Source organism: uncultured Brachyspira sp., from assembly GCF_944393015.1.
Classification (GTDB): Bacteria; Spirochaetota; Brachyspiria; order Brachyspirales; family Brachyspiraceae; genus Brachyspira.
The window spans coordinates 68,284-90,528 of sequence record NZ_CALXYQ010000009.1 but is presented as its reverse complement, the minus strand read 5'-3'; the positions used below and the strand labels follow the sequence as shown (position 1 = coordinate 90,528).

General features: G+C 27.1%; 19 protein-coding genes. 7 read left to right on the top strand and 12 right to left on the bottom strand.

Annotated features, from left to right (window positions below):
• Nucleotides 1-365: 365 nt before the first annotated feature.
• Nucleotides 366-1,997: a Na+/H+ antiporter NhaC family protein gene (locus tag Q0K19_RS05205; RefSeq protein WP_297246016.1), complete on the top strand. Its 1,632-nt coding sequence runs from the start codon at nt 366-368 to the stop codon at nt 1,995-1,997.
• 610 nt (nt 1,998-2,607) lie between these two features.
• On the opposite strand, the gene Q0K19_RS05200 is transcribed toward Q0K19_RS05205, so the two are convergent.
• Complete coding sequence (locus tag Q0K19_RS05200; RefSeq protein ID WP_297246014.1) at nt 2,608-3,579, bottom strand: GTP-binding protein; 972 nt, start codon at nt 3,577-3,579, stop codon at nt 2,608-2,610.
• Between the two features lie 216 nt (nt 3,580-3,795).
• Between Q0K19_RS05200 and Q0K19_RS05195 the strand changes: the two genes are divergently transcribed.
• Nucleotides 3,796-4,857: an NAD(P)-dependent alcohol dehydrogenase gene (locus tag Q0K19_RS05195; RefSeq protein ID WP_012671365.1), complete on the top strand. Its 1,062-nt coding sequence runs from the start codon at nt 3,796-3,798 to the stop codon at nt 4,855-4,857.
• A gap of 397 nt (nt 4,858-5,254) precedes the next feature.
• On the opposite strand, the gene Q0K19_RS05190 is transcribed toward Q0K19_RS05195, so the two are convergent.
• Nucleotides 5,255-5,680 carry a CAP domain-containing protein gene (locus tag Q0K19_RS05190; protein ID WP_297246011.1) on the bottom strand — a complete coding sequence of 142 codons (426 nt, stop codon included), beginning with the start codon at nt 5,678-5,680 and terminating at the stop codon, nt 5,255-5,257.
• Between the two features lie 56 nt (nt 5,681-5,736).
• The gene (locus Q0K19_RS05185; protein ID WP_297246009.1) at nt 5,737-6,330 is read right to left on the bottom strand and encodes a thymidine kinase; all 594 of its coding nucleotides are present in this window, start codon (nt 6,328-6,330) and stop codon (nt 5,737-5,739) included.
• 148 nt (nt 6,331-6,478) lie between these two features.
• Between Q0K19_RS05185 and Q0K19_RS05180 the strand changes: the two genes are divergently transcribed.
• Nucleotides 6,479-7,453, top strand: coding sequence for an HTH domain-containing protein (locus Q0K19_RS05180; RefSeq protein WP_297246007.1), 975 nt, complete (start codon nt 6,479-6,481; stop codon nt 7,451-7,453).
• A 314-nt stretch (nt 7,454-7,767) separates the two neighbouring features.
• Nucleotides 7,768-9,951, top strand: coding sequence for a U32 family peptidase (locus Q0K19_RS05175; protein ID WP_297246005.1), 2,184 nt, complete (start codon nt 7,768-7,770; stop codon nt 9,949-9,951).
• 104 nt (nt 9,952-10,055) lie between these two features.
• On the opposite strand, the gene Q0K19_RS05170 is transcribed toward Q0K19_RS05175, so the two are convergent.
• Nucleotides 10,056-10,271 (bottom strand): hypothetical protein, encoded by a 216-nt coding sequence (locus Q0K19_RS05170; RefSeq protein WP_297246002.1) that lies wholly within the window; start codon nt 10,269-10,271, stop codon nt 10,056-10,058.
• Between the two features lie 8 nt (nt 10,272-10,279).
• Nucleotides 10,280-10,432: a hypothetical protein gene (locus tag Q0K19_RS05165; protein WP_297246001.1), complete on the bottom strand. Its 153-nt coding sequence runs from the start codon at nt 10,430-10,432 to the stop codon at nt 10,280-10,282.
• Nucleotides 10,433-10,589: 157 nt separating this feature from the next.
• Between Q0K19_RS05165 and Q0K19_RS05160 the strand changes: the two genes are divergently transcribed.
• Together Q0K19_RS05160 and Q0K19_RS05155 are read left to right on the top strand one after the other, a co-directional pair.
• Entirely contained in the window at nt 10,590-10,793 is a 204-nt protein-coding gene (locus Q0K19_RS05160; RefSeq protein ID WP_297245999.1) for a hypothetical protein, read from the top strand.
• A gap of 478 nt (nt 10,794-11,271) precedes the next feature.
• Nucleotides 11,272-11,631 (top strand): DUF4234 domain-containing protein, encoded by a 360-nt coding sequence (locus Q0K19_RS05155; RefSeq protein WP_297245996.1) that lies wholly within the window; start codon nt 11,272-11,274, stop codon nt 11,629-11,631.
• Between the two features lie 72 nt (nt 11,632-11,703).
• Here the strand turns inward: Q0K19_RS05155 and Q0K19_RS05150 are convergent, their stop codons facing one another.
• Entirely contained in the window at nt 11,704-13,359 is a 1,656-nt protein-coding gene (locus Q0K19_RS05150) for an AMP-binding protein (RefSeq protein ID WP_297245994.1), read from the bottom strand.
• Between the two features lie 53 nt (nt 13,360-13,412).
• Nucleotides 13,413-14,084 carry a hemolysin III family protein gene (locus Q0K19_RS05145; RefSeq protein WP_297245992.1) on the bottom strand — a complete coding sequence of 224 codons (672 nt, stop codon included), beginning with the start codon at nt 14,082-14,084 and terminating at the stop codon, nt 13,413-13,415.
• Nucleotides 14,085-14,260: 176 nt separating this feature from the next.
• Here Q0K19_RS05145 and Q0K19_RS05140 point away from each other — a divergent pair, with 176 nt between their 5' ends.
• Nucleotides 14,261-15,247, top strand: coding sequence for a D-alanine--D-alanine ligase (locus tag Q0K19_RS05140; RefSeq protein WP_297245990.1), 987 nt, complete (start codon nt 14,261-14,263; stop codon nt 15,245-15,247).
• Between the two features lie 327 nt (nt 15,248-15,574).
• On the opposite strand, the gene Q0K19_RS05135 is transcribed toward Q0K19_RS05140, so the two are convergent.
• The 5 genes from Q0K19_RS05135 to ruvB form a co-directional block, all read right to left on the bottom strand.
• Nucleotides 15,575-16,408, bottom strand: a complete 834-nt coding sequence (locus Q0K19_RS05135; RefSeq protein WP_297245988.1) for a DinB family protein — start codon at nt 16,406-16,408, stop codon at nt 15,575-15,577.
• A gap of 226 nt (nt 16,409-16,634) precedes the next feature.
• A complete protein-coding gene (locus tag Q0K19_RS05130; RefSeq protein WP_297245986.1) occupies nt 16,635-17,243 on the bottom strand; it encodes a RecX family transcriptional regulator in 609 nt (202 codons plus the stop codon).
• A 670-nt stretch (nt 17,244-17,913) separates the two neighbouring features.
• Nucleotides 17,914-19,530: a hypothetical protein gene (locus Q0K19_RS05125; protein WP_297245984.1), complete on the bottom strand. Its 1,617-nt coding sequence runs from the start codon at nt 19,528-19,530 to the stop codon at nt 17,914-17,916.
• A 40-nt stretch (nt 19,531-19,570) separates the two neighbouring features.
• Nucleotides 19,571-20,749: a M23 family metallopeptidase gene (locus tag Q0K19_RS05120; RefSeq protein WP_297246020.1), complete on the bottom strand. Its 1,179-nt coding sequence runs from the start codon at nt 20,747-20,749 to the stop codon at nt 19,571-19,573.
• Nucleotides 20,739-21,776: a Holliday junction branch migration DNA helicase RuvB gene (ruvB, locus tag Q0K19_RS05115; protein WP_014486656.1), complete on the bottom strand. Its 1,038-nt coding sequence runs from the start codon at nt 21,774-21,776 to the stop codon at nt 20,739-20,741. Before ruvB ends, Q0K19_RS05120 begins: the two co-directional genes overlap by 11 nt.
• Between the last annotated feature and the right edge of the window lie 469 nt (nt 21,777-22,245).

Below are 22,245 nucleotides of genomic sequence, written 5' to 3'. Positions count from 1 at the left end.
TATAGCAATTATAAATTATAAGGAATACCATCTTTTTTTTAAACTAAAAGTGTGCAATATCTATGGCTCTTAAACATCTTTAATTGATAAGTACTATTGACAAAGTAATATTTTTAATATAAAATGATTCTTACTACAAAAAGTAAGAGTAATTTTGGATATTTTCTATGAATAATTCTTTTTTATATAAAAAGTTAAAAGAAACCTTCTGTTTTTGGGAGTGTTGAATTATTATATTTTGACAAATATAATAATTTTTTAATATTTAGCCTCCCTAAATAAGGGGGCTTTTTTATATTTTAACAATTATTTTTCAAGAAATGATTCAAGATTATAAAGGTGTATATATTAATTAGGAGTAACTTATGGAACATTATGGTCTGTTGGGTATTATACCGCCTCTTTTAGCCATTATACTTGCTTTAGTAACCAAAGAAGTTATTATTTCGCTTACGCTTGGTATACTATCTGGAACTTTAATAATAGCTCATGGTAATGTATTTACTGCTATTACAATATTTACTGATAAGGTAGCAGAGATGAGCGGGGACGCTTGGAATATAAGAATACTTTTATTCTGTGCTTTGCTTGGTGCTTTTGTTAGTATGCTATCAAAAACTGGAGCTACTAAGGCTTTCGGTTTATGGGCTAGTAAATATTTAAAAACTAAGAAAAGCATACTTATATTTACTTGGTTTTTCGGACTTATTATATTTATAGATGATTATTTTAATAGTTTATCTGTTGGTACTGTTATGCGTCCTGTTTCAGATCAGAATAAAATTTCAAGAGCTAAACTTGCATACATATTAGATTCTACTGCAGCTCCTGTATGTATACTTGCTCCTATATCAACTTGGGTAGTAACAGTTATGAGTTATATAAGAGATTCAGAAGGTTTTGAATCTTTAAATATAAGTGAATTTGTTTTCTTTATAAAGATGATACCTTATTCTGTTTATCCGCTTCTTGCTTTAGCTTTTGTAGTTCTTATTTCTTTAGTATTTAAAGATTTCGGTCCTATGAAAAGAAGTGAAGACAATGCTCAAAATGGAAAACTTTTTGATGAGGAATTATATGGAGCTTGTCCTGGTAATATGGAAACTTCTTCAAACAATCAGGCTAAATGGTATGATATGGTTATAGCTATACTTGTACTTATAATAGTTTGTATAGTGATGTTCCCTGTTACTACATATATGGGATTAGTTGGAAGCGATGGAATAGAAACTTTCTCTCAAGCTATGTCAAGCATATCTTTGAATCAGGCATTTTTAGATACAGATGCTTCTAAAGCTTTATTTTACGGTGCTGTTATTTCTCTTATGATAATGTATATCTATTATGTAGCTAGAAGATTATTAAGTGTACGTTCTGCCGGAAACTCTATTATGGAAGGCGTTAAATCTATGGTTCCTGCATTAGTAGTTTTAGCATTAGCTTGGTCTATAGGAAGCGTTATCAAATCATCTCCTGCAGACGGCGGACTTGGACTTGCTGCTTTCTTATCTGAAGCTGTAAAAGGCGGCGGTTTCCCTCTTTGGATTCTTCCTGCTATAGGTTATTTACTTGGATGTGTTATAGCTTTCTCTACTGGTACAAGCTGGGGTACTTTTGCTATACTTATTCCTATAGTTATACCTATTGCTAATGGACTTGCTGCTGCCAATGGTTATACTGATAATGCTCTTCTTAATGTTCTTCTTATAAATGTTGGTTCTGTTGTTTCCGGTGCTGTATTTGGAGACCATTGTTCTCCTATATCTGATACTACAATACTTTCATCTACTGGAAGTAACTGTCCTTTACTTGAACATGTTGCAACACAGATTCCTTATGCTGGTTTGGTTGCTATATCTGCTTTCATTGGTGTAATAATTGGAGGAATAACTTTAAATCCTATAGCTGCATTATTAACAGGTTTTATAGTAATGTGTGTACTTGCCTTACTTGCTCCTAATTTTTATGATAAAATTTCAAGTTTTAAGAAAAGCTAATTAGATAATAAAATATAAAAAATAATCCTTTAATATTATTCATTTAATATTAAAGGATTTTTTATTTTTTTTTCATTTTATATAAATTCTATAAATTTAATATTCGCTTGGGCGGGTGTTAACATTTCTAATTTGATAAAAAAGAAATTTTGTATTTTTATTACTTATTAATTTAAAAAGGAAAAAGGGCGGGGTATGTAATTAATTTTTTAAAACAAAAATTATTTAGAATTCCCACCCTTTAGATTTATCACTTTTATATGTATTTACAATCTCATCATATTTAATACTTTAATCAGAAATTATAGCTGCCCACCCAAGTATTTTTTTAATTTAAAAAATCACTAAACGCACGTTTAATTAAGCTAAATATATAGATATATTTTAAACAGAAATTAAACTATATTTATAATTATGCTTACCGTGCGTTAAATAGATTCTAAATTTAAATAAATCTTGGGCGGGTGCTTTAATTTCTAATCAAATTAAAAAAATAATTAAATCAAAATTTCAAATTGTAATGATAAATATAAAGGGTGGGAAATGTAAGTAAAATTTAAAAAATAAATTATTTATTTTTCATTAAATCTAAATGCAATCAAATAAAAAACTATTTCTTATGGTCTTCACAATGTTCTTCTTTATGTTTGATATTATCTCTATATACAGGCTGAAATTCTTCCCTTAAAAGTTTTCTATTCAAATCTTTGCCTATAAATACTACTTCAAGCTTATCATTTTCATCTGCCCCTGTAACAGCATATCTTTCTCCTACAACGTCATATCTAAAATAATTACTGCCGCATTTTATAAAACCTTTAGACCTTGCTATGAATCCAAAGCGTCCGTGAATAATATCTTCAAGTAAAGTCATAAATTTATTTTCACTTTCAACACAGCAGCCTTTCATACTTATAGAGTCGGGCATTTCTTCATTTTTTGGTTTTTCCAATTCTTTTATAGCATATTTATCATCTAAAAATGAATTTAAAATGTTTTCCCACCATTTTTTATCTTTATTAGAATAATGTTCTTTAAGTATTTCTATATTATATAATGGCAAATTGTTTTTTATAATCAATGACTTTATTTTTTTTATAAGATTTTCTTTTTCATATTCTTCTTTTGATTCTATTTTAGATATTATTATCTTTGATCCATTTAAAATTTGATCTGCATAAATATCATCATAAGAATTAATAAAAGAGTCAAATGTATTTCCATCTATTATAGTTATAGGTTTCAAAAGTACTATTCTTTCATATTCAATTTGTTTTATATTGTTGATAATATTGCTTAATTTAGCAGCTCCTGTAGGTTCTACTATTAAGTATTCAGGATCAAGAGAATTAGCTATTGTGAGTATAGAAGAAGCAAAATCTTGTTTCATAGTGCAGCATACACATCCTTCTGTAAGTTCCCAGATATTCATGCCTTCATCTTTCAATATATTAGAATCTATATCGACATCGCCATATTCATTTTCCATTACAACAAAATCTCTTTTGGTTTTATTAGCCATTTCTTTTATGAGGGTAGTTTTTCCAGCACCTAAAAATCCTGAAACAATCAATATTTTCATATATTACATTTCTCCATTAATACTGTTATATAATCATTATATAATGCTTTGTATATAAAAGCTAGTAATAATAAATAGAGTACTAATATATAGATTTTTTATATGACAGTATTTTATTACAAAATAAATTTATAATAATAAAATTTTATTTTAAATAAAATGTATAGTTTTTTACTTTTAAAATCATATATATAAAATAAAAAAAGGAGTGTAAATATGAAAGGATATGCGATGTTAAAAATAGGTGAATCAGGTTGGATTGAGAAAGAAAGACCTGCTTGCGGTCCTGCTGATGCTATTGTGAAACCTCTTGCTGTTGCTATATGTACTTCTGATGTACACACATTATGGGAAGGTGCTATAGGGGAAAGACATAATATGATTTTAGGTCATGAAGCTTGTGGTGAGGTTGTAGAAGTTGGAAGTTTAGTAAAAGACTTTAAACCAGGAGATAAAGTTTTAGTTCCTGCCATTACTCCTGATTGGAATAGTGTAGAAGCTCAGGCTGGATATTCTATGCACTCAGGCGGTATGCTTGCCGGATGGAAATTCTCTAACTTTAAAGATGGTGTATTTGGAGAATTCTTCCATGTTAATGATGCTGATGGTAACTTGGCTCTTTTACCTAGCAATATTGATCCTGTAGATGCTTGTATGCTTTCTGATATGGTGCCTACTGGTTTCCATGGTGCTGAGTTAGCTGATGTACAATATGGAGATAGTGTACTTGTTATTGGTATTGGACCTGTTGGTCTTATGGGAGTTGCTGGCGCTGCTTTAAGAGGAGCTTCAAGAATTATTGCTGTTGGTACTAGACCTAATTGTGTTGAAGCTGCTAAAAAATATGGTGCTGAAGAGTTCATTAGCTATAAAAACGGAACTATTGATGAGCAAGTTTTGAAAATGACTAATGGTAAAGGTGTTGATAAAGTTATTATTGCTGGCGGCGGTGTTGAAACTTTTGCTGAAGCAGTTCGTTCTTTAAAACCAGGCGGTAAAATTGGAAATGTTAACTATTTAGGTAAAGGTGATTATATACAAATTCCTAGAGCTGAATGGGGTGTTGGTATGGGGCATAAAGCTATACTTGGCGGACTTATGCCTGGTGGAAGACTCAGAATGGAAAAACTTGGTGCATTAGTAGCTTCTGGAAAATTAAATGTTCATCATTTAGTTTCTCATGTATTTGAGGGTTGGGAAAATCTTGAAAAGGCTTTATTTATGATGAGAGATAAACCTGCTGATTTAATTAAACCTGTAGTAAGAATTGAGAAATAATCGTTTTATATAATAGAAAAGCTGGTGGGTATTAAAAATATCTGCCAGCTTTTATTTTTATTAATTTATTAAGAAAAAAATCGCCATTTATAGTTTTAAATTTTAATTTTTTTTCTATTTATATTTTTGAACTAATTAGAAATGAAGGTTCCCACCAAAAGTTTTATTTACATTTTTAATATATTCAGACGCACGGTGAATGTATTCTTAGATATAATTTAAATTTTAATTAATATGCAATCTTATATTTATGATTTGCCTCAGCGTGCGGAACGGATATTCTCAATTTAAATAAATCTTGGGCGGGTGCTTTAATTTCTAATCAAATTAAAAAAATAATTAAATCAAAATTTCAAATTGTAACAATAAATATAAAGGGCGGGCGAATGTAATGAAATTAATCAAAAAGCTGTACCCAATATAATTTTCCATCATTATCTTTATAAACTCCTATACCTATATAGCTATGACTGCCTATAATATTATTATAATGACCTTGTGAATTTATCCATGCTTCCATTACGGCCTGAGGCGTTTTTTGATATCTTGCTATATTCTCAGCTGAAGGTTCCGGACATCCTTCTACTTCTTTAGATACTGTATAATAAGCAGTTTTATCTGGTCTAATATGATCAAAAAGAATTGATATTTCTTCTGCTCTTATAGCAGCTGCTCTATTTAATTTTTCATCTAATATCAAAGCATATCTGCCAATATCTGCTCTAGTTTGATTTACTAATTCAAAAACTTCCTGTATTTCACTATTATCATTATTAGGCTCATATTTACTATTGCAGGATAATACAATAAAAGCGAATAACAATATAAATAAACTTTTTCTAATCGTAATAAAATCCTTATTTAAAAAGGTAATTAATTTTATAAATCAAATTTTACTTCGTCTTCGCCTTCATAACAATATCTGCACACGCATTTATATATATCATCTCCTATTACAACTCTGTCAACATCTTTAACTATTCTCTTTGAATATATTCCCTTTCTTCCGCAGTCGCATTTACCGAAAACTTTTGTATGTATATCAATCAAATCTTCTTCTATTAATGCCGATACGCTTTCCCAATAATTTCTTTTATAGTCCATATCAAGAGAGGCTATACAAAAATTGGTTTTGCAGTTTCTTTGAGTGCATGTTTTTATGAGTTTTATAAAAATGGAAGTATCATTTAAAAAACAAAATTCATCTATTCCTATAATATCATATCTTGCAATATAATTATAAATATTTTCAACATCTTTTCCAATATTATTTTCAATTTCTTCTTCAGTGATTATATCTATTCTTTTATCTAAATAAACATTTTTATCACGGCAGAAATATCCTCTAAAAGAAATTGCTGGATATATGAATAATATTTTTATATTTTTATTTTCAAGTAAAAGATAATCTAAGGTTTTAATTAGATATTTTGATTTTCCTGCGAACATAGGTCCGGTAATTAAATGATTCATAAAAGTCCAATATTTTTAAGTGAATTGTAATATTATATCATTAAAAAATGTATATATCAAATATAAATGCTGTAAAAAAGTATATTATAATTAGTTTAATTTTTATGTAGATATGGTATAATACAACAATGAAGTTTAGGAGTTAATTATGACATATTATGATGCAGCTAAAAAAATTTTAGAGCAAAGCGATGTTCCCATGAAAGTTGATGAAATATGGGAGAAGGCTTGCGAATTAGGTTATGATAAAGAAATAAAAGAAACTGGTAAGAAAAAAAATTCTGATTATCAAATGAGTAAAACTCCAACTTATAGTTTAAGCTCTAGTATTTATACAGATATAAAATATAATCCAGATACTACAATATTTGTTAAAGTTGGTAAAGGTAAATTTTTCCTAAAAGATAAAATAAATAATTCTAATCAGAATTTAATAAATGAAATTAATAATTTAAGCGAAGAAGAAGATGCAGAAGAGGTTACTGAAAATACAATTACAAATAGAAAAATATTAGAAGAAGATTTGCATATACCTCTTACAAAATATTTGTACTCAATGAAAATATATTCTAAAACTATAAATGCAAATGCTACTGATGTTAACTTGAAAGGCAAGATGAAATGGGGCACTCCTGATATAGTGGCTGTTACTTTTAAAGATTATATTAATAAATCAGTTTTGGAATTGTTCAATCATATCAATTTACCTACTACAGAGCTTTATGCTTATGAATTAAAATTAAAACTTACACTTGGAAGTTTGACAGAATATTATTTTCAGGCATTATCAAATTCCGGTTGGGCTAATGAATCTTGGCTTGTGGCTATGGAAATAGATGAAAATAATTATGATGAATTGATGGAAGAAATAAAAAGATTAAATCAATCTTTCGGAGTAGGTGTAATTAAATTAGATTATAACAATCCTGAAGATTCTGAGATATTATTTTCAGCCAAAAAAAGAAATTATTTAGATATAGATACTATGCATAAGCTTTGCTATAACAGACAGTTTCAAGATTTTATTAATGATGTTAATGAAATATTAGAAGCTAAAGATAAATCCAAAAATCATATAATATCAAGTTTGATAAATAGCGGGAGATTCAATAATCCTCATTAACTAAAAAATCAAAAGTATTTGCCTATATGAGTGAATTTGGTTTTAAGAACAATATTAAAGCCGAAGATTTTGATTTAACACCTTATGTTGATTTTTATAATATTTATTTGAATGATTTAAAAGAGTTTCTAATTAATATATTATAATGATTTATAAAATATTAATTACTTGCATTTTTTGCAACTTTTTGCGGCGGGAAAAAGTTGAATAAATTCTATATTAAAAAATATATCTTAAATATAAATTATATAAAAATTATTTAATACTTGAATTCATTTTCTTATATGCTATAGTTTAAATATTAATTAAAATAAATGGAAAACAAATTGAATATAAAAACACAAAACAAAAAAATAGAACTGCTTGCACCTGTCGGAGATGAAAGAGGTTTGAAGGCGGCTGTTAATGCTGGGGCTGATGCTGTATATTTCGGTACTAAAAGTTTTAATGCCAGAGTTGGTGCTGCTGAAAACTTCGATGAAAAGGCGATTGAAGAAAATATAAAATTCGCAAAATTAAGAAATGTTAATGTTTATATAACAGTAAATACTTTGGTTTATAACGATGAAATTGATAAAGTACTTCCATTAATAAAAACTGTTTCGGATTTGGGAGCTGATGCCATTATCGTTCAGGACTTAGGTGTTATTGATATTGTAAGAAATAATTTAAATATTCCAATGCATGCAAGCACACAGATGTCTTGTAATAATTTGGATAGTGTAAAACTTCTTAAAAGTATTGGCATTGATAGGGTAGTGTTAGCACGTGAGATGAGTTTAGATAATATAAAATATATCAGAGATAATACGGATATAGAACTTGAAACTTTTGTGCATGGAGCTTTATGCGTAAGTTTTTCAGGTCAATGTGCTTATTCTTATTTGCATGGAGGAAGAAGTGCAAACCGCGGAGCCTGTGCCCAGCCTTGCAGAATGGAATATACTGGAGGAAAAACTGATTATCCTTTAAGTACTAAAGATTTAATGACAATTGATATAATTCCAAATTTACTTGAAAGCGGAATAACTTCTTTTAAAATTGAAGGACGTGCCAAAAGAAGCGAATACGCTGCAATCACAACTTCAATATATAGACATGCTATTGATTTAGCTTTAGAAAATAAAGATATACCTACCCAAAAATATAGAGAAGATTTGATGAAGATTTTTAATAGAGGCGGATTTTCTCAAGGTTATTATTATAATTCAAAAGATATTTTTGAAAATTATAAGCCTAGCCATGACGGTGAGTATATAGGAGAAGTTACAGCATATAAGAAAAATAAAATATATATAAAAGCAGAAAAAGAATTGAATGTTTATGATGGGCTTTCATTTGGAGATAGCGGAAAAGTTGGAATGCAGATTTCTGATTTATATAAAGATAATGTAAGGGTAAAAAGAGCGAAAGGAAATTTAAGTTTTTCAGCTGTTTTAAAAAATGTAAATATTGGCGATGAAGTTTATAGAACCACTGATAAATTACAAATGGACGAAGCAGATAAAATAATTGAAAGCGATCATTTTAAACATTTGCTCGATTTAAATTGTATAATTGGATTCAATAATGAAAAAATAAAATTAATAGTCAACAGTAAATATGATGAAAGACTAAACAATATAGAATATATAAGTGATTATAAGCTTCAGGAAGCTAAAACTAAAGCAACAGCTAAAGAAGATATTTTTAATTCTCTTTTAAAAACAGGCGGCACTGTATTTGAATTTGAAAATATTAATATTGAAGAAAATTTTAAAAATCCTTTTATACCTGTTAAAATTCTAAATGAAGCTAGAAGATGCATAATTGAAAAAATTGAAAATATTTTAATGCAGTCTAAAAAAATTAATTATGATAAAAATTTATATGATGAAAAAAATATTAATTATCCTAATATTGATATAAAAGTTTTAATTGCTGGCAGCGAAGAAAAAATTAATTTATATTCTGATATTCATTATGATAAAAAAATATTATTTCCAAATGTTTATGATGAAAATATAATTAAGCTTTTTAAAGATAAAAAAATAGATGGTATACTTCTGCCTCATGTAACATTTGATAAAGATATTGAAGTTATAAAAAGCATAGCAGAAAAAACAAATAACATGATAGTAATATGCAATAACTTGGGACATATTGAAGCATTAAAAGGAAAAGCTATATTATGGGCAGGCATTGGGCTTAATGCAATTAATAATTACAGTGTGAATCTTTTATATAAGTTAGGAATTGACACTGTTATATCGGCTATAGAAGCAGGTAAAAATTTAAAACATACTTTATCTGTAAAAGAAGGTTTTATTCCTGCTATGAACTTTGCATTCTGTCCGAAAAGTATGTCTGTAGGATGCAGTAAATGTAAAGAAGAAGATATTATTGATCATAGAGGAAATACTGTAATATTTGATTGTGTGAGAATGTATAACAAAACAAGTTTTATATTAGAGAAAATAAAAAATAAAAATGGAAATATTTATTATAGTATATATTAAATATAATAGTACGAATTTTGATTAAAATTTTTAAAAATAAAAATAGAGATATAAAATTAATTACATCTCTATTTTTTATTTTAAGGTAGTTTTTTAATAAGTATTTATTTATTGTTTTTTATATCATTATATTTTGCTAAAAATTCATCTGCTAAATCTTGAAGTTCTTTTGAATACTGAATATTTAAATTCATAGAATTGCTTATAACATTAGGATCAGAATTCTTTTTAGACATTTCTAAATCCATTTTAGTTTTTTCTAAATAAATTTTTTCTTTTAAGTCATGGAATCTTGATTGATATTCTGCTTTTAGTTTCATAACTTCTGCTAATTGTTCCTGTGTAAGTCCTGCTTCATTATAAATAAAATATTCATAATTGCATTTTCCGTTATAATCTTTCCAGTCATATTTTTTTCTTTGGCATATACTGATACTGATAATATAACTGTGAATAAAATAATGCTAAAAATACGTTTCATAATAAACCTCTCTTTTAATTAAATGTTTTATTTGCTTTATTAGACGAATTATACAAATAAAAAGTTCCTAAAAATTTATTTTTTTATATAAAAACATCTTATATAAGGTTTATAAAAATCTTTATTTCTATAATATCTATATAGGATAAATAATATTATGAAGATTTTTAAACTTTTATTTTTACTATTAATAATCACATCTTTATCATACGCTCAAGATGAAACAGTTTACATCACAGAGAAAGGCAAAAAATATCATAGAGAATATTGCAGAACAATCAAAAATTCAAATACTACAGCCATATCACTAAGTAAAGCTAAATCAATAGGATATTCCGCATGCAAAGTATGTAATCCCTAAAAGTATTCATGCTTAAAATTTTATTCACATACCCCGCCCTTTAAAATTTACTGCTATATTTTAAATTTTAGTTTTAATTATATTTAAAGCCAAATTAGAAATTACAGCACCCGCCCAAGTTTTTATTAAATTTAGAATTTTATTTAACGCACGGTTAATCAAATTTTGTTGTTTGTTTATGTTAGTATTTTTAATTAATGATAAGCTTAAAATTTTTACCTGCGTGCGTTGAATAGGATAAAACTTTAAGATATTAGTATTTATTTCTAATAAGATTATTTTTCTAATAAGCATAAAAGTTAGATAGTATTTTATATAAAATAAAATTTAATATTAAAATATGATGTTTTTGTATTATAAATAGATTTTTTATTAAAAAAAATAACATTTTTTTATTATTTTGTATAAATACTATATGATTGTACTTGTTTTTTATATTATGTACTTTTATAATGTAAAAAAAAGAAGGAGGAAATATATGAATAAAGGCGTTATAAGAAAACCTATTATTGTTATTTTACTTACTATGGTTACATGCGGAGTATATTACTATTATTGGTTTTATACTACTACTAAAGAAATAAAAGAGTTTACAGGAGATGAAAATTTAGATCCTGTAAAAACAATATTATTTATGATAATAACATGCGGAATATATTCATTTTTTTGGTATAAAAAGATGGCAGCTATAGTACTTAAAGATATGTCAGAAAAAGTTGGTATTGAACCTGAAGAAGGAAAAATAGGAACAATATTTATATTATCTATATTGTTTCAAATAATAGCATTCTATATGCTTCAAACTAAATTAAATGAGATATGGGAAAAAGTTGAATAATTTTTAGTATATTAATAGTGAAAAGGCTTGAATAAATATTTATTCAAGCCTTTTATTTATTTTAATTATATTTTATTTATATAGGAATCTTTTGATTTTTTTAGTAGGATTTTTAATGAACTCTTCTTTTTGAATAGTAAATCCTGATATCCTTCCAAATTCAGGAAGCACTTTATTAACTTCTATTCTGTTATTTTCTATAAGTTTATTAACTTCTTCTTCGCTTAATTTTTCATCTTTTATTCTCTCAGCATCTAAATATAGTAAAGCATGAAGTTTATTATCTCTTTGTAAAACTAAAGACTCTAATATATAAGGCATAGCATTTAACTTGCTTTCAATCTCTTCAGGATAAATATTCTGTCCGCTTGCACCAAGCAGCATATTCTTGCTTCTTCCTCTTATAAATATCCTGTTATTTTCACCAAGCACACCTAAATCTCCAGTTCTAAGCCAGCCGTCTTTAGAAAGTACATCAGCAGTAGCTTTATAGTTTTTATAATAACCAAGCATAACATTTTCACCCTTAACCATAATCTCACCCACATCGCCTTCTTTTTCAGCATCTATTTTTACTTCTAAAGTATCTATTATGCATCCGCAGCTTCTAGGTACATGCTTATTCCAAGGACCGTAACTTATTAAAGGACCGCATTCAGTCATACCATATCCTACTGTGAATTTAAAACCTATATCCATAAGAAATTTTTCTACATCACTATTTAAAGCACTTCCTCCTATTATAACCTCATGAAAATTTCCTCCGAAAGATTGAGTAAGCGTATTTCTTATTTTTGATTTCAGTATAGATGATATAATAGGCATTTTTAATAAATTAGCAACTAAAGGCTTGCTTATAGTAGGCAGTATTTTTTTAAGGTAAATTTTTTCTATGATAAGAGGAACCATCAATATAAGATTAGGTTTTACCTCATCGAATGCTTTAAGTAATATATTAGGGCTAGGTATAGCATTAAGCATATATATGCATGCTCCTCTTGAAAATGGAAATAAAAAGTCAAATAAACAGCCGAATACATGGGCAAGAGGAAGGAAAGAAAGTATATGATCATTAGGCTTTATAGGCATATTATTGATTGCAAATCTTATATTAGCAGCTAATGAATTATGATTAAGCATAACACCTTTACTAAATCCTGTAGTTCCAGAAGTGTATATAATAGTAGCCAAAGTATCATTTTCAAATATAGTAAGATTAAAATCTTCTTTTTTTATATCTTCTATTTCTATATCGCTGAATATATTTTCTATTTTTTTATTGCTTTCTTTTTTTTCTTCTGTATTTTCTTCTATAATGAATGTATCGAAATTATTTAAATAAAAAGATTTAGTGAGAAGTGATAAAGTGTTAGTATCTATTCCTTTTAATATATTAGAATCAGCAAATAAAAATTTAGCACCTGAATCTTTTATGATAGAAGCTATATCTTCTTTTGAAAAGTCCACGAGTATAGGAACCACCACAGCTCCATAGCTTACTGTAGAGATGTATGTTAAAGCCCAATTAACAGAATTAGCACCGCATAGAGCTATTTTCTCACCTTTATGTATATCGAGCTTTTTAAAACCTGTATGTATTTTTAGAATATTTTTGGCTATATCAGAATATTTTAGTATATTATTAGTGCCGTAATCAGCTAATGCATTAATATCCCAATTTTCTTTTATAGTATTTTGAATATAGTCGCTTAGTCTTTCTTTAATCATATTTTATCTCCTCCCAATCAATATGTATTTTTCATATATAAAATATAACAAAATTAGAAAATGTTAGCAACATATCTAAACATAAAAACTGCATGGCATACATTAGATATTATTAAAAGCGAATAAAATAAAGGTAAAAATAAAGTATATCTTCTATTCGCTTCATACATAGCAAGCCTATAAAATACCATTGCTATATTTAAAAGAAGAAAGCCTGTTAAATATAATATAGCTCCGTATTCGCCAACGGCTGCGGCTATTTTTGATATAGCTATGAGCCAAACCCAATTTAATAAAAAATAATATATTGTTTCAGTAGCACCTCGCCATCTGTATCCGAATATGCTTCTTAAAGTAATACCTAATGCACAAAGCCCTGTAATAATTCCAAAGAAACTCCAGCCCCATCCGTTTTGTAATGAAATTAAACATGGAGGAATATATACACCCCATATCATCATAATAAAAAAAGCATGCGATAATATATAAAAAACCTTTTTGGCTTTATTATGAAAAGGGAAAAAATGGTATATTGAATTTATTATATAAAATATTGTTAAAAAACTTGAGTATAGAGAAAATGAGGTAATTTCTCTTGCAGTTTTAGAATTAATTATTAAAAGCACTAAGACAGCTATTGCAGAACTAGCACATATTATGCATATAACTGCACTTATCTTAGAAACAGAATTTTTTACTATATTATTATTCAAATCAGCATTCATAGTGTTTTATATAATAACCCTTATTTATAATAAAGTAAATGGTAATTTATAACTATTTTCATATTAAAATAATTGTTCAATTTAAAAATTTCATTATAAAAATGTAAAATTATACGATATAATAAGACTAAGATTATTTTTTGATAAATACAATTAAAATATAATAGGTATACAAAATGATATTAAACAGCGAATTAAAACAAAATATTTTAAATAAGTTTAAAAATAAAAAAATAGCAGTTTTGCATGGCGGATTAAGCTCTGAGAGAGAAGTTTCACTTAGAAGCGGACAGAATGTTTATAAAGCATTAACTAGCTTCGATGAAATTAAAGATAATTGTATTTTAATAGATGTTAAAGATTCTTATGAATTAGTAAAAACATTGAAAGAAAATAATATTGAATACTGCTATAATATTTTGCATGGCACATCAGGAGAGGACGGAACTATTCAGGGACTTTTGGAGAGTCTTAATATTAAATATACAGGCGAAAATATTTTAGTTAGTGCCGTTTGTATGAATAAGGTTTATACTAAAAGAATATGGAAGTCATCAAATGTATCTACTGCAGATTTTATGCTTCTTAAAGATGTTAAAGAAATTAATGATAATAATGTAAAAGGAAGCTTACTTTCTTTTAATTTCCCTATAATATTAAAGCCTATATCAGATGGTTCAAGTGTAGGAGTTCATTTGATAAAGACAAAATCAGAATTTGAAAATGTAGTAAAAGATATAAAAGATATTCAAAATTATTTCTTAGAGCCTTATATAAAAGGAAAAGAAATTACAGTTGGACTAGTAAAACAAGATGATGATAATACTTATGTCTTTCCAATATTAGGAATAAATCCTAAAAATGAAATATACGATTATGAGGCAAAATACACTCCGGGAAAAACAGAAATGGAAATGCCTGCCAAATTATCAAAAGAAATGGAAAACAAAGTGGTAGAAACATGTAAGAAGGCTTATAGAGTTTTAGGCTGCAGCGGACTTTCAAGAATAGATGCTATAGTCGGCGATGATAATGAAGTTTATCTTATGGAAGTAAACACTCAAGGCGGTATGACAAATACTTCTGACATACCTGCAATGGCTAAGCATGTAAATCTTGATTTTAATGATCTTGTTTTATATATATTAGGTCTTTTAAAATAATCTTTGTTAAATAGTTAATATTAATTAAATAAAAAAACAGATATGCATGTATTTATTTGCATATCTGTTTTATTATATACTGAAAATTTTAAAGTTTCTCAACCGCGAGCTGCGGCACCTTCCCGCACGGTAGCGTTTCATATTATCAAACGCCATCTATACGTGCGGCTGATTACTTATTATTGTATAAAAATCAATAATTTATATTACGTATAAAACATATTTAAGTAATACTAAAGAATATTTTATATTATAAAAAAATATTCTTTAAATTAATAAAAAAGCAAAAATTTACAAAATATATTTGTTTAGCTATATATTAATTTTTTATATCATAGTCATTAAATTTGAATAATCGTTTTTATATTCCATTTGATCAAGCATTACAGAAATCTCTCCTCTATGATGAGTGCTATGATTTAAGGCATGCATTATCAAATGGTATCTAGGCTTTTTTATTACAGCATTAGGAATAATTACTTTTCCTGATATATTAAAATCTTCTATACTATTAACAATGGCTATTATAACATCATCTAATTTTTTTCTTATATCTATTAAACTGTTTAAATTTTCATCTATATTTATATTGAAAGTAAAATCTTCATTTAGATAGTTTAATATATCTTCATTTTCTATTTTCTTTTTGCTTGAATATTTCCTGTATACATTAAAGAAATATATATCGCATTGAATAATATGTTTAAATGTTCCAAGCACAGATTTGAAATATGCATTAGTTTCTTTTATTAAATCTTCTTCTTTGACTGTAAGAAGAATTTCAATAAGTTTTTTATTGGCATTTTTATTGTATAAAGCCATCATATTCATGATTTTTTTTGCTGTTTTATCTATAGGCTTTTTATTTTGACTGTTTTCTATATCTTTCTTTTTTTCATCTATTTTTTTACTTACTTCTTTTGTGGTATTATCTTTTTTGGCATTTAGAAGATTAGACTTCATTTCTTTTACTTTATCTGTAATATTTTTCTTTTCTTCCTGAAGTTTTTTTAATTGATTTGTTTTTAATTCTTTAACATTCTTTTTTAAATCTTTAGTTATAGATGATTTAATTTTTTCAATATCCTTTATTTTTTTATCCAGCTTTTTTGATTCAGTTTCTATTTTTCTTGCAAGCTCTTTAACTTTATTGTCAATCATATAATTAAATCCTACTCAAATGAATATTTTTTATATTATATTATTTTTGTTTTTATAATTCAATATTTAATATTGTTTTTTCAAAAATAATATATGATTACATTTTTTATAAATAGCATTATAAATGCAGTGAAGCAATTATTAAGATAAAATTGTATTTTATTAATTTCAGCATTATTTATTTTAGCAATATTATGCAATTTAGTATTTTTCTTATTATAAATAACTACTCTTTATAATTTTCTTTCTTATCTATATATTTTCTCACTAGAGTTTTGATTCTATCGTATTTGAAACCTTTACGCATTAATGTCTTTATAATATAATCTTCTTTTCTTTCTTTATGTTCATATAGTTTATAATATTTTCTTATAGCATCTTTTAAAGCTTTATCATCTATTCTATCGCTTATAGAGTTTTGTGCTCTTTCTATCAAACTTGGTTTTACTTTATTTTTCTTTAGATAATCTATTATATGTCTTTTGCTTTTGCCTTTAAGCTTTAAACTATTAATAGCTATTTTTACGAATCTTTTATCATCTATGAGATCATATTCTTTGCAGTAATTTACGGCATGTCTTATGAATCTTTTTTTATGCCCTTTTTTTGTGAGTTTTTCTCTAAGCATACCCTCGCTTATAAATCCGCGTTTAAGTATAGATACTGCAGATTTTCTTGCGGCAGACTCGAAAGCTCTGAATCTTATATGAGGTATTTCATCGTATTCAAGCTCCATTCCCTCGTATAAATCTAGTTCATAGAGTCCGTTTTTTGGTATAGTGAATACATCTCCGCCTGATACTTTGATATGTATCTTATCGCCTTTTAATTTCATTTTTAAAATAACCATAATAGAAATATTATAATAAATACAAATAGTTTTCAAGTATTAAATTTAAAAACTTTATTTACATACCCCGCCCTTTAGTTTTTTATTTTTTCTAGATTTGATAGATTTATTTATATTTAAAGCTTAAAACATAAAAGCATGCCCGCCCAAGTTGTGATTAGGTTTTTAGTATATACCTAAACAACTATATTTTGTCAAAAATTATTTTCTTAGTTTTATTATTTGTGGGGACTAGCCCTGCGAAGCACACAGTCGTGCCGTAACATCCCCAGTTCTTTTGTGACTGTAGGGAGTGCCTGTGGTATTGGCACAGGCGAAGCCCGCCTCGCTTTGCGTGCCTTCGGCAGGCGAGAACCATACGAAGTACGCCTACGGCGAAAGACTGCATTTTTATAGGCTATACCCTATATTTAATAGACATGTTTTTAATATAAAGTTCTATCATTTGCGTTTTTTGCTACTTTTTTGTGCGCCAAAAAAGTAGATAAAATTTATATAAAGTGCATCAGTTGACAAACTTAAAAATTTTCAGTATATTTACCGCACGGTAAGAAGATTTTTTAATATAATAAAAGTTGTATTACTTATTTTATTTATGTTTTTAGTTTAGCTTAGCGTGCGTTAAAAAAATTAAAAACTTAAAAAATACATAAAACTAAAAAATAAAATCATCTGTATTTTCTGATATCTTCTTTTTTAATATATTTCTTTTTATTTTGATTTCTTTTAATATATCCGAAGCTAATTTAACATCTTTAAGAGATTTTCTTATCTGCCAAAATCCAGTGTCCCATAAAGATATTTTGAATTTTTCTTTATTGATTTTTTCTATATTGGAATAAAAATATTTATAAAGTTCTTCTGCACTATTCATCAATTCAGATGCTTCATCAGATATATAGTCTTTGTTATTTTCTAAATATTCAAAGCAGAATCTTTTTTCATTATCGTATTTGAAGAAAGTACAGCCGGAATATACTTTTTTATAATCAAAAGGGTAAAAATGATTTATGATAGTATAGTATTTATCTTTATAAAATATATTATCCATAGCGGATGTTTGATTGGAAGTAGAAAATAAAGTCCATATCACACAATCTAATATAAATTTTCGCTTCAATTCATTTTTAGGTATGCAAAATTGATCGCTTCCATTAAGCCAGTCAACTTTAGCAGTTCTTCTAACGGCATGTATTATCATGGCTTTTTCAAAATTTTCTTTTGTGATTGAAAGAGAGCCGGCAGAAGCCTGAGGAGCAGAAAATATTGCTGTAAGATTTTGTTTTTGCAAATCACTTCCGCAGCTCATAAGTGAACCTATAAAGCCATCGCATACTTTATCTCTTATGTCTTTTCCTGATGTTTTTACTTTTATTGCTGATGAAAGCGGTACAAATGTTGAGGAAGTTTTTATTCTTTTTATCCATTTGTTAAGAAGATTATCGCTTTCTATTACATTATAACTTTTTTTATTTATTATATTGCAATTATCATCAAGAACATCGAGAATAATATTTTCTGTTTTTATGTTATGATTATTATTTATTTCCCAAATTATAAAGCTTACAGGAAATGGGGTAGTTTTTGATGTGTTGTCAAAATTAGATGAAGAGAAAATAAAGCCATTTAAAAATTTGTAATTGCATACCTTATTTCTAAACTTTTCATTGTTATTGTATTTTATATAATTAGTTTTAGAAAATATGGCAAGATAAACTTTATTTTTATCTTTAAACTCTTTATGTATTCTAAACATGAACTGTGCATATAATTCTCTTGATGCATCACCAAGTTTTTCTTTATGCATCAAATCTCTAATCTTGCTTATGCTTACATTTTTTTTGCTTTTCGAGTTTGTACCTGCTACCTGACTTGTGGCATAAGGCGGATTGATTAATATAAGCCATTTTATATCTTTATTATTTAAATCATATTGAAGTTTTTGCGGAAGTTTATTATATTCAAAATCATTATCTTTTATATCATCATTGAGATAATCATATTGAAACAAGCAGGCATTTTTAAATTTTTCTTTGGAATATTCTATATCATTTTCATCTATTGTGGACATATAAAGATATTTATGATATTTCTTATCAAGATAATATTCTAAATTTCCAGTCCCAGAGGACATATCCCATATTCGATAATTGCCGTTTTCTAATTCTTTTTTGTCTATTACATCAAATATATATGATAAAGATTTTTCAGCAAAATTTAAAGGAGTATAGAATTCTCCTAAATATCTCTGTTTAGAATCATGTTCATTCATATAATACTAGAGTAAATAGATTAGTATAAAAATATAAATATTAGAATCTAGCACTCAAATAAGGCATAGGATTCTTATGATCTCCTCCAACTCTAATCTCGAAATGGCAGTGTATTCCTGTAGTTCTTCCAGTATTTCCTATTAGTGCTATTTTTTCGCCTCTTTTTACCTTCTGACCATAATCAACAAGAAGTTTAGAGTTATGCCCATAAGCAGTTTGATAACCATTAGCATGAGTAATTAAAACAAACCAACCGTAACCGTTTCTCCATCCTGCAAATGTAACAGTACCATCAGCAACAGCAAGTATAGGAGTACCATAAGGACCTGCTATATCTACACCATAGTGATAACTTTTTTCCTGATTGAAAGGAGAAAGTCTGGCTCCGAATCCGCTTGATATTCTTCCGCCTCCTGCAACGGGCCAGCCTAAAGGAATTTCTTTATGTATTTTTGGAGATACTTCCATAAATGAAAGAATATTCTTCTGATATGAATCTAATTCGCTTAACATCTTTTCAATGTTTCCGGATTCATTATTATTATTGTTAAATGTACCCATATCATTATAATCTATTGCATAAGATATAGATTTGATAACATTATTATATTCAGTTAATGCTTTAGAGAATCTATTAAGAGATTTTTTATAATCTTCTATTAATGTATAAGTTTTAGCTTCTCTTGCTGAGAGAGTATTATAAAATTCTCTAGCTTCTTTCTGTCTAATATATGCATCATAACCTGTATAGATTAAAGCAGAAAATACTAATACAAGAAATAAAATCATGAAATTATTGATAGGAAGTCTAACACCATGCTCTTCATCATCATAGAATATAAGTATGCTTCTTTCATGGTTGCCCTTTCTTTTAATAGCTTCCACAACTGATTTAAATATATGTCTTATTCCGTAAGTAGAATTATATAATTTATTAAGTATTTTTTTAGTTCTATTAAATTTTATTTTTGCTCTTGGGGCTTTATATCTTGAAGAAGGAGTTAATTTAACATTTTTCTTATAGCTTATATCGAATCTAGAATTTGAATTATCAGCAGATTTATTAGCATCTTTGAAGTTTCCTACAAATTGTTTAGCTAAATTTTTTACATCTTTCGAAGTTTCTTCCAAATAATATTTATCCAACTGAGCATTGGACTTTTTTTCTTTTGTTAAAGTATCGTCTGTAATTAAAATAGTAAGCTCCTTAAAAATCAAATAATCCTCTTTCTTCTTCATAATTATCGTCATACTTTGAAGAAAGATTTAAGTAACCATAAGCCTTATTTGTAGCAACTCTGCCTTTTGGCGTTCTTTTTATAAAGCCGCATTGTATAAGATAAGGCTCTATTACATCTTCTATAGTTTCTATCTGTTCGGATAAAGATACTGATAAAGTATCAACTCCTACAGGGCCTCCGTTATAATGTTTAATAATAGTATTTAAATAAAGTTTGTCAAGTGCTTCAAAACCGTTTTTATCTATTCCCAATTTTTCAAGAGAATCACAGGCAAATTCTTCGTCTATTTTTAAAACATCATGTACGGTGGCAAAGTCAAAAACTCTTCTTAAAAGCCTATTAACTATTCTAGGTGTTCCTCTCGATCTTGAAGCTATGGAAATTGCAGCCTCATCTGTAATATCTATATTAAGAAATTCAGAACTTCTCTTTACTATATTAGCCAAATCTTCATTAGTATAAAATTCCAGTCTTTCTACTATTCCGAATCTATCATATAAAGGCGTACTTAATAAACCGCTTCTTGTTGTAGCACCTATTAAAGTAAAATGCGGTAATTTCACTCTGAAACTTTTAGCAGATGTTCCTTCTCCCACCTTTATATCTACGAAAAAATCCTCCATAGCTGAATAAAGTACCTCTTCAACTACAGTTCTAAGTCTATGTATTTCATCTATGAATAGTATATCTTTTTCACCCAAAGTAGTGAGTATAGAAGCCAAATCTCCTGGACGCTCTATTATGGGTGCTGATGTAGCTTTTATATTGCTTCCCATTTCATTTGCTATTATTTGAGCTAATGTAGTTTTTCCAAGTCCTGGAGGACCGTAAAATAATATATGATCTAAAGAAACATCTCTTTTTTTAGCACTATCTATAAAGACTTTCAATTTTGATTTTATATTTTTCTGTCCCAAAAAATCATCAAAACCTTGAGGTCTTATATTATTATTGGGCTTATCATAAGAGTTTTCTTCAGCATTTGTTATGCTTTCTTTATCCATAGTTTGTGCAATTATATATTAAAATTCTTTAAATAACAAATTTTATTAACACGCGGTTAGATGATATTATATTTAAAAACAGTTATTATTAAAGTATTATTCTATTATACACAGTCAACTAAACGCGTGCTGAATTGGCTATAAATTTAATAAAATCTTGGGCGGGTGCTATAATTTCTAATAAAGCAAAAAGATAGAATAAAGTGAAAATTATATATTAGATAATAAAGAATAAAGGGCGGGGTGTGTAAATAGTTTTTTATTATTGCTAGTCTTATGGGGTAACAATTTTTATTAACAACAATAATATAGAATAATAATTTAAAATATTGTAAATCTAATTATAAAAATTGTGAACCTCTGCTAAGTTTACTTGGCAGAGCCTTATTGTGAACAATTTTTATTAGCAACAATTGTATATAAATACATATTATTGTATAATAATATAAATATAATTTATAATATATTT

What these genes read in the sequence shown, in the direction of transcription:
- Q0K19_RS05205 (WP_297246016.1), top strand. Translation starts at nt 366, where the DNA reads ATGGAACATTATGGTCTGTTGGGTATTATACCGCCTCTTTTAGCCATT.
- Q0K19_RS05200 (WP_297246014.1), bottom strand. Translation starts at nt 3,579, where the DNA reads ATGAAAATATTGATTGTTTCAGGATTTTTAGGTGCTGGAAAAACTACC.
- Q0K19_RS05195 (WP_012671365.1), top strand. Translation starts at nt 3,796, where the DNA reads ATGAAAGGATATGCGATGTTAAAAATAGGTGAATCAGGTTGGATTGAG.
- Q0K19_RS05185 (WP_297246009.1), bottom strand. Translation starts at nt 6,330, where the DNA reads ATGAATCATTTAATTACCGGACCTATGTTCGCAGGAAAATCAAAATAT.
- Q0K19_RS05180 (WP_297246007.1), top strand. Translation starts at nt 6,479, where the DNA reads ATGACATATTATGATGCAGCTAAAAAAATTTTAGAGCAAAGCGATGTT.
- Q0K19_RS05175 (WP_297246005.1), top strand. Translation starts at nt 7,768, where the DNA reads ATGGAAAACAAATTGAATATAAAAACACAAAACAAAAAAATAGAACTG.
- Q0K19_RS05170 (WP_297246002.1), bottom strand. Translation starts at nt 10,271, where the DNA reads ATGAAACTAAAAGCAGAATATCAATCAAGATTCCATGACTTAAAAGAA.
- Q0K19_RS05165 (WP_297246001.1), bottom strand. Translation starts at nt 10,432, where the DNA reads ATGAAACGTATTTTTAGCATTATTTTATTCACAGTTATATTATCAGTA.
- Q0K19_RS05160 (WP_297245999.1), top strand. Translation starts at nt 10,590, where the DNA reads ATGAAGATTTTTAAACTTTTATTTTTACTATTAATAATCACATCTTTA.
- Q0K19_RS05155 (WP_297245996.1), top strand. Translation starts at nt 11,272, where the DNA reads ATGAATAAAGGCGTTATAAGAAAACCTATTATTGTTATTTTACTTACT.
- Q0K19_RS05150 (WP_297245994.1), bottom strand. Translation starts at nt 13,359, where the DNA reads ATGATTAAAGAAAGACTAAGCGACTATATTCAAAATACTATAAAAGAA.
- Q0K19_RS05145 (WP_297245992.1), bottom strand. Translation starts at nt 14,084, where the DNA reads ATGAATGCTGATTTGAATAATAATATAGTAAAAAATTCTGTTTCTAAG.
- Q0K19_RS05140 (WP_297245990.1), top strand. Translation starts at nt 14,261, where the DNA reads ATGATATTAAACAGCGAATTAAAACAAAATATTTTAAATAAGTTTAAA.
- Q0K19_RS05135 (WP_297245988.1), bottom strand. Translation starts at nt 16,408, where the DNA reads ATGATTGACAATAAAGTTAAAGAGCTTGCAAGAAAAATAGAAACTGAA.
- Q0K19_RS05130 (WP_297245986.1), bottom strand. Translation starts at nt 17,243, where the DNA reads ATGAAATTAAAAGGCGATAAGATACATATCAAAGTATCAGGCGGAGAT.
- Q0K19_RS05125 (WP_297245984.1), bottom strand. Translation starts at nt 19,530, where the DNA reads ATGAATGAACATGATTCTAAACAGAGATATTTAGGAGAATTCTATACT.
- ruvB (WP_014486656.1), bottom strand. Translation starts at nt 21,776, where the DNA reads ATGGATAAAGAAAGCATAACAAATGCTGAAGAAAACTCTTATGATAAG.